The sequence below is a fragment of the Sporosarcina sp. NCCP-2222 genome (assembly GCF_023168145.1).
Classification (GTDB): Bacteria; Bacillota; Bacilli; order Bacillales_A; family Planococcaceae; genus Sporosarcina.
In genome coordinates this window covers 261549-267843 of the sequence record NZ_BQYK01000003.1, presented here as the reverse complement: position 1 = coordinate 267843, position 6295 = coordinate 261549, and the positions used below count along the sequence as shown (strand labels likewise).

Genomic DNA, 6295 nt, shown 5'->3' with positions numbered 1-6295 from the left:
ATCCACACGCCATGGATGAAAAATCGTGGATTTCGTGGCTGGAGGATGTTATTACGCAAACCAACCTGGAGATCTTTAAGATGGCTGAAGCGGATGAGCAATATAAAGGAATGGGAACGACACTCGATGCGGTAATCATTTTCGAAACGTCTTGCATTATATCCCATACAGGTGACAGCAGAGTATACAGAGTGGACAAAAACGAATTGAAACAGATTACGAGAGATCATTCGTTCGTCAATGCCTTATTGGACAGCGGCGAAATTACGGAAGAAGAGGCCGCCAGCCATCCCCAACGAAATTGGATCATGCGTGCAATTGGAACTGAGAAAACAATCGAGCTCGATTTTTACTCCATCCACTTTGAGGATGGGGCCTATCTGCTAATTTGCACAGATGGATTAAGCAATAAAATCGACAATGATAAAATGAAGGAAATTGTCATGTCAGAATTGCCGCTTTCGCAAAAAACGGAGCAGCTAATTGACTTGGCAAATGATATGGGCGGAGAAGACAATATTTCGGTCATATTAGTCGGCCCGTTCCGCTCGGAGGTGAGTCAACAGTGATTGGCAAACGAATTGGTGGACGTTATGAAATCATAAGAGGCATCGGCGAAGGCGGCATGTCGAAGGTTTATTTGGCCCACGATATCATTTTGGATCGTGATGTAGCGATCAAAGTGCTTGATTATGATTTTGCAAACGAAGAAGATTTAAAAAGAAGATTCCAGCGGGAAGCCTTATCCGCAACAAGCCTGACACATCCGCATATTGTTAATATTTTCGATGTCGGAGAAGAAGATGAGCTGCACTATCTCGTCATGGAGTACATCGACGGGCGGACATTAAAAAAGTTCATCCAGACGAACGGTCCGCTTCGCCCTGATCAAGCTGTCCATATTATGAAACAACTCGTTTCAGCGATAGCAAACGCCCATCATAACGGGATTATCCATCGGGACATCAAACCGCAAAATATCTTAATGGATCAAAACGGAGATGTGAAGATCACCGATTTTGGCATTGCGATGGCTTTGAATTCAACCGCACATACGAAGACGAATTCGGTTCTCGGAACGGTCCATTATTTGTCTCCCGAGCAGGCAAGGGGTGGCATGGCGACAAAGAAGTCCGATATTTATTCGCTCGGCATCGTATTCTATGAATTATTGACCGGAGAGCTTCCGTTCTCGGCGGAAACAGCTGTTGCGATTGCTTTAAAGCATTTGCAGGAAGAGACGCCTTCTGTACGCGCGCAATTCCCATCAATTCCGCAAAGCGTTGAGAATACCATCTTGAAGTCAACGGCGAAGGATCCATTTAACCGGTACCGCTCAGCAGATGAAATGTACGAGGATCTACTGACTGTTTTATCACCCGAGAGAGCAAACGAAGAGAAATTTACGGAACCGGTTGACGATGATAAAACACGTGCCATCCCGATTGTTAATGAAGCGCAGAAATTTGATCATGCAGAGGAAACAAGAAAATTAGAACCTGTAACGCCTTCAGCTCCTGCACCGCAAGAGAAGCAGAAAAAGAAGAAAAAGAAAGGGCCGATTATCGCTGGTATTCTCGGCGGGATTCTTCTCGTTGTCATGCTCCTGCTGTTCCTTCCTGGATGGCTTGGACCGAAAAAGGCTCTTGTCCCGGATGTAGCCGGTGAAGAAGAGCGTGCCGCAATAGAGATCTTGGAGTCGGAAGGGTTCAAAGTAGATGAAAAAATTGAAGAAGTTTCGAATGAAGTGGAAGCAGGAAAAGTAATCCGCACGATCCCGGAAGGCGGCAAGAAGCGAGATGTCGGCACTGCCATAGTGATCTATGTCAGTCAGGGCAAGGAAACGATGGTCATGGCAGATTACAGAGGGCAAAGCTATGATAATGTGAGTAATCTTCTTTCCGAACGATTCAGAACGATCAAGTCGGAAACGGCATATTCGGACGAGCCGGAAGGAACCATTATTGGTCAGTCGCCAGCTGGAAGCGAAGAAGTCGTCCCTGAAGAAACGGATCTCGTATTCACGGTCAGTAAAGGTCCTGAATTGGTCACCGTAAGAAACTTAGAAGGCTATACGGAGAGTGAACTCGAGTCGTATCGCAAAGAGAGTGGACTAGAAATCAGGGTCGTCAGTGAGGAATATAGCGAAAATGTGCCTGAAAAACAGGTTATCAGGCAAACTCCTAGTTCCGGCGCCCAGTTGAGAAAAGGGGAAGCGGTGAAAGTAGTCGTCTCAAAAGGCAAAGAAAAATTGCCGATGAAATCTTTTTTCAAAACAGTAACTATCCCGTATGAAACTCAATACAATGATAATTCCGATGAGGACGGCGACGAGGAAGAAGATTCACCTAAACCTCAATCGGTTCAAATTTATCTAAAAGACAGAACACACTCCATGGACGATGTCTATGATGAGTTCGAGATTTATGAGGATACGAAAAAACAGATTAAAATTAATTTGGACGAGGGCCAAACGGGCGGATATCGCATTGTGCGCGACAATCAAATCATAGAAAATGTTACAATCAATTACGACGATAAAGAATGATTCAGAAAGAGGGATTGGATGCCGGAAGGATTAATTGTTAAAGCGATCAGTGGTTTTTATTATGTTGAGCATGAAGGAAGAGTGATTCAATGCAAAGGCAGGGGAGTTTTCAGGAATCGTGGGATCAGTCCGCTTGTTGGCGATCTGGTAACTTTCCATCAAGAGGGCGATAACGACGCAACGATTACAGAGGTACATGATAGAAAAAATGAGCTCGTGCGCCCACCCATTGCGAATGTCGATCAATCTTTGCTTGTGTTTTCGATCATAGAACCTGATTTGAGCCTTCACTTGTTGGACCGATTTCTTGTCATCGTGGAATCGCTTGGAATTGAGCCGATTATTTGCCTGACAAAGAGGGATATTGCAGGGGAAAAGCAACTTGCTTTTGCTGATACGGCTGTATCCTATTATAAAAAGATCGGCTATGATGTGCTGGAAACCCATCGGGATGATTCGTCTCTTTTGGCATCGCTCCAACCTTATCTTTCTGGAAAGACGTCCGTTCTCGCCGGCCAGTCCGGCGTTGGCAAATCTACTTTATTAAACACGCTGTTGCCTGAACTGCAGCTGAAAACTGGTGAAATATCAGAAGCGCTTGGCAGGGGGCGGCATACGACACGCCACGTGGAATTGATGAAAGTGGCGGGTGGTCTTGTCGCGGACACGCCTGGTTTTAGCTCGTTGGATTTTGAACACATCGAACGGGAAGAGCTGCGCAATTATTTTATTGAAATGGATCGACTATCCTCCGAATGCAAATTCCGTGGATGTCTCCATCTAAAAGAGCCAGGATGTGCAGTAAAACAAGCTGTTGAGGAAGGGGAGGTACTTCAACAGCGGTACGACAACTATTTGCAATTTCTACAAGAAATCACAGACCGAAAGCCGAGGTATATGTAATCATGGTTAAAATTGCTCCGTCCATCTTATCTGCTGACTTTTCAAAGCTTGGGGAAGAAGTGAAAGAAGTTGAAAAGGCAGGCGCAGAACTCATCCATATCGATGTCATGGATGGCCATTTCGTCCCGAATATTACAATGGGCCCAATTGTAGTGGAAGCTCTACGTCCTGTTACAACCCTGCCATTGGATGTTCATCTGATGATCGAAAATCCAGACAATTACATTGAACAATTCGCAAAAGCGGGTGCAGATTATATAACGGTCCATGTAGAGGCGTGCCGCCATCTGCATCGTACGCTGCAATTAATCAAATCCTATGGCGTGAAGCCAGGGGTCGTGTTGAACCCGCATACGCCTGTCGAAACGATCCAGCATGTGCTGGAGGACATTGACATGGTTTTATTCATGACAGTAAATCCTGGGTTCGGTGGACAGAAATTTATACATTCGGTGTTGCCGAAAGTGGAACAGCTCGCAACAATCATTCGGGAGCGCAACTTATCCATTGAGATAGAAATCGATGGAGGGATCAACGAAGAAACGATTGTTCCTTGTGTGAAGGCGGGTGCCACTATTTTTGTGGCAGGATCGGCGATCTACAATGAGGCGGCCCGGGCGGAGGCATTGCAGCGCATCAAGTCAGCCGGCGAAAGAGCTTTAAACGAATGAGCCAGGTCGTCGTCTGCTCAGGCGGCCCGGAAGAGGATTTATATGATTTGAGTGTAATGCCAAAAGAAGAGACCGTATTCATTGGAGCCGATCGTGGGACCCTTTATCTGTTAAACGCGGGAATCCTTCCAATCGAGGCAATCGGCGATTTTGATTCAGTCACGAACGTGGAATACGAAAGAATTTCTCATTTTGTACCGGTCGTGACGAAAGTAGAATCGGAAAAAGATGAAACGGACACGGAATTGGCCATACAGCGTGCATTAACTCACGACCCGCAACATATTTTGATAACAGGTGTGACTGGAGGGCGATTGGACCATTTTGAATCGGCCCTCCATCTGCTGTATCGCATGCAGCGGACGCATCCGAAAAAAAGATTTACCATCCGTAGTAAATCCAATGAACTGGCTATTTTGTTTCCAGGGGTTCATCGGATGAACAAAGAGGATGAGCTGGAGTATGTATCGTTCTTTTCTTTTGGCGGGGCAACAGTGGAAGGCATGACATTGACCGGCTTTAAATATGAAGTCGCCAATGCACTGCTTGAAACAGGCATGACTCGATTCACAAGCAATGAAGCAATTTCAGAAGTTTGTACTATCTCGTTCCGAAAGGGCATATGTTTAATGGTAAGGAGTTCAGATTCCTGAAAGGAGCCGGGGAATTGAGAGTCTATACGTTCACAATGCCAAAGTTTCTCAGTAGTTTTGTTAGAAAATGCATGGTCGTCATGAACAAAGAAGAGAAGCAAGCGACAGCGTCTTCTAACAATCGGACAAAGAAGAAGAAAAAAGAAAAAACGCCAGGCTGATTTCCATCGGCTTGGCGTTTTACTTTTTTGTTTTGAAGGAAAAGTGCGTTGAGATTATCCTCAAACGCGTTGAACTTTACCTGATTTAAGGGCTCTAGCAGAAACCCAAACACGTTTTGGTTTACCATTTACAAGAATACGGACTTTTTGAAGGTTTGCACCCCATGTACGTCTGTTTGCATTCATCGCGTGTGAACGGGAATTACCTGAACGTGCTTTACGACCAGTAACTACGCATTGTTTAGCCATTTTATTTCCTCCTCGCTATTGTTGATTAAGCGATTCACTTTATCATTCGCATACCATAATACTTTATCATAGGACCTATAGGCTTGCAACCTTTTTTGGAGACTCTTTCAAGGAGTAATACTTTACACTTCTTGTTGTAAAGAAGATCTATATGTTGCGGAAAAGTTCGACAATACTACATAGAAATATCGGTTAATGTGAAAAAAATAGAATGATTGCCGGTAATATAGGCTGAACGCCAATAACTCTGGGTGAACGCCAATAACTTCGGTTGAACGCCAATAACTCAAGTTGAACGCCAATATCTCCAGCTGAGCACCAGTTATCGATGACCGAAAAACAGTTAGTATCCAGCTCCAGTGCCCAGCGTCTAGCAGACTTCAACTGTTCCGACTTCGATAAGTCAACATCGGCTCGTTTCACTTCGCCGTGTTTCCTTTATCTTGCCGGAAAGTCTCCAGTCTGTACGACGCTAAACGCGCACTTCCGCTTTTATTCTTAACTCGATGTAGATTCTTCTATACAGTTAGTATCCAGCTCCAGTGCCCAGTGTCTAGCAGACTTCGACTGTTCCTTCTTCGATAAGTCAACATCGGTCCGCTTTGCGTACCGTGTTTCCTTTATCTTGAAGGAAAGTCTCCAGTCTGTACGACGCTAAACGGGCACTTCCGCTTTTATTTAGTGTATAGTACAATTAGGGAAGTTTATAAAGGATGCAGGAGGGACGTAATTATGTCAATCGAATTGAAGAACGAGTACGGTAGAATCGATATTACGAATGACGTTATTGCCCAAGTGGTTGGAGAAGCGGCTGTGGAATGTTACGGTATTGTCGGTATGGCTTCTCGGCACCAGATTCGTGATGGGCTTACTGATATTCTTCGCAAAGAGAATTATGCCCGTGGCGTTATCGTTCGAAATATTGGTGATGAGACGCATATCGATATGTATGTCATTATCGGATATGGGACGAAAATCTCGGAAGTTGCTTACCAAGTGCAATCCAAAGTGATCTATACGTTGAAGAAGACATTCTCGCTAACGGTCGGATCAGTCAATATATTTGTTCAAGGGGTTCGGGTAACGAACTAGAAGGAGGATTTAATTTCG

At 44.8% G+C, this 6295-nt stretch carries 9 protein-coding genes; 7 read left to right on the top strand and 2 right to left on the bottom strand.

Going from position 1 to position 6295, the window contains the following annotated elements; translation table 11 throughout:
* From NCCP2222_RS08135 to spoVM, 6 genes are all read left to right on the top strand, one after another.
* The coding region (locus NCCP2222_RS08135) for a protein phosphatase 2C domain-containing protein (RefSeq protein WP_248511349.1) at positions 1-569 on the top strand (569 nt) is incomplete at its 5' end.
* Positions 566-2548, top strand: coding sequence for a Stk1 family PASTA domain-containing Ser/Thr kinase (gene pknB / locus NCCP2222_RS08130; protein ID WP_282570681.1), 1983 nt, complete (start codon positions 566-568; stop codon positions 2546-2548). The genes NCCP2222_RS08135 and pknB, both read left to right, overlap by 4 nt.
* Positions 2549-2566: 18 nt before the next feature.
* Complete coding sequence (gene rsgA / locus NCCP2222_RS08125) at positions 2567-3451, top strand: ribosome small subunit-dependent GTPase A (protein ID WP_248511347.1); 885 nt, start codon at positions 2567-2569, stop codon at positions 3449-3451.
* A 2-nt stretch (positions 3452-3453) separates the two neighbouring features.
* On the top strand, positions 3454-4122 hold the full coding sequence (gene rpe, locus NCCP2222_RS08120) for a ribulose-phosphate 3-epimerase (protein ID WP_248511345.1): 669 nt from the start codon (positions 3454-3456) through the stop codon (positions 4120-4122).
* Complete coding sequence (locus NCCP2222_RS08115; protein ID WP_248511340.1) at positions 4119-4775, top strand: thiamine diphosphokinase; 657 nt, start codon at positions 4119-4121, stop codon at positions 4773-4775. The genes rpe and NCCP2222_RS08115 overlap by 4 nt, the downstream gene beginning before the upstream one ends.
* Positions 4776-4789: 14 nt before the next feature.
* On the top strand, positions 4790-4936 hold the full coding sequence (gene spoVM, locus NCCP2222_RS08110; RefSeq protein WP_207962124.1) for a stage V sporulation protein SpoVM: 147 nt from the start codon (positions 4790-4792) through the stop codon (positions 4934-4936).
* Positions 4937-4996: 60 nt separating this feature from the next.
* On the opposite strand, the gene rpmB is transcribed toward spoVM, so the two are convergent.
* Both rpmB and NCCP2222_RS08100 read right to left on the bottom strand, forming a co-directional pair.
* The gene (rpmB, locus tag NCCP2222_RS08105; protein ID WP_184206806.1) at positions 4997-5185 is read right to left on the bottom strand and encodes a 50S ribosomal protein L28; all 189 of its coding nucleotides are present in this window, start codon (positions 5183-5185) and stop codon (positions 4997-4999) included.
* Positions 5186-5377: 192 nt separating this feature from the next.
* Positions 5378-5608: a hypothetical protein gene (locus NCCP2222_RS08100; RefSeq protein ID WP_248511339.1), complete on the bottom strand. Its 231-nt coding sequence runs from the start codon at positions 5606-5608 to the stop codon at positions 5378-5380.
* A gap of 309 nt (positions 5609-5917) precedes the next feature.
* On the opposite strand from NCCP2222_RS08100, the gene NCCP2222_RS08095 reads away from it, so the two are divergent.
* Positions 5918-6277, top strand: coding sequence for an Asp23/Gls24 family envelope stress response protein (locus NCCP2222_RS08095; RefSeq protein ID WP_238084145.1), 360 nt, complete (start codon positions 5918-5920; stop codon positions 6275-6277).
* Positions 6278-6295: the final 18 nt, after the last annotated feature.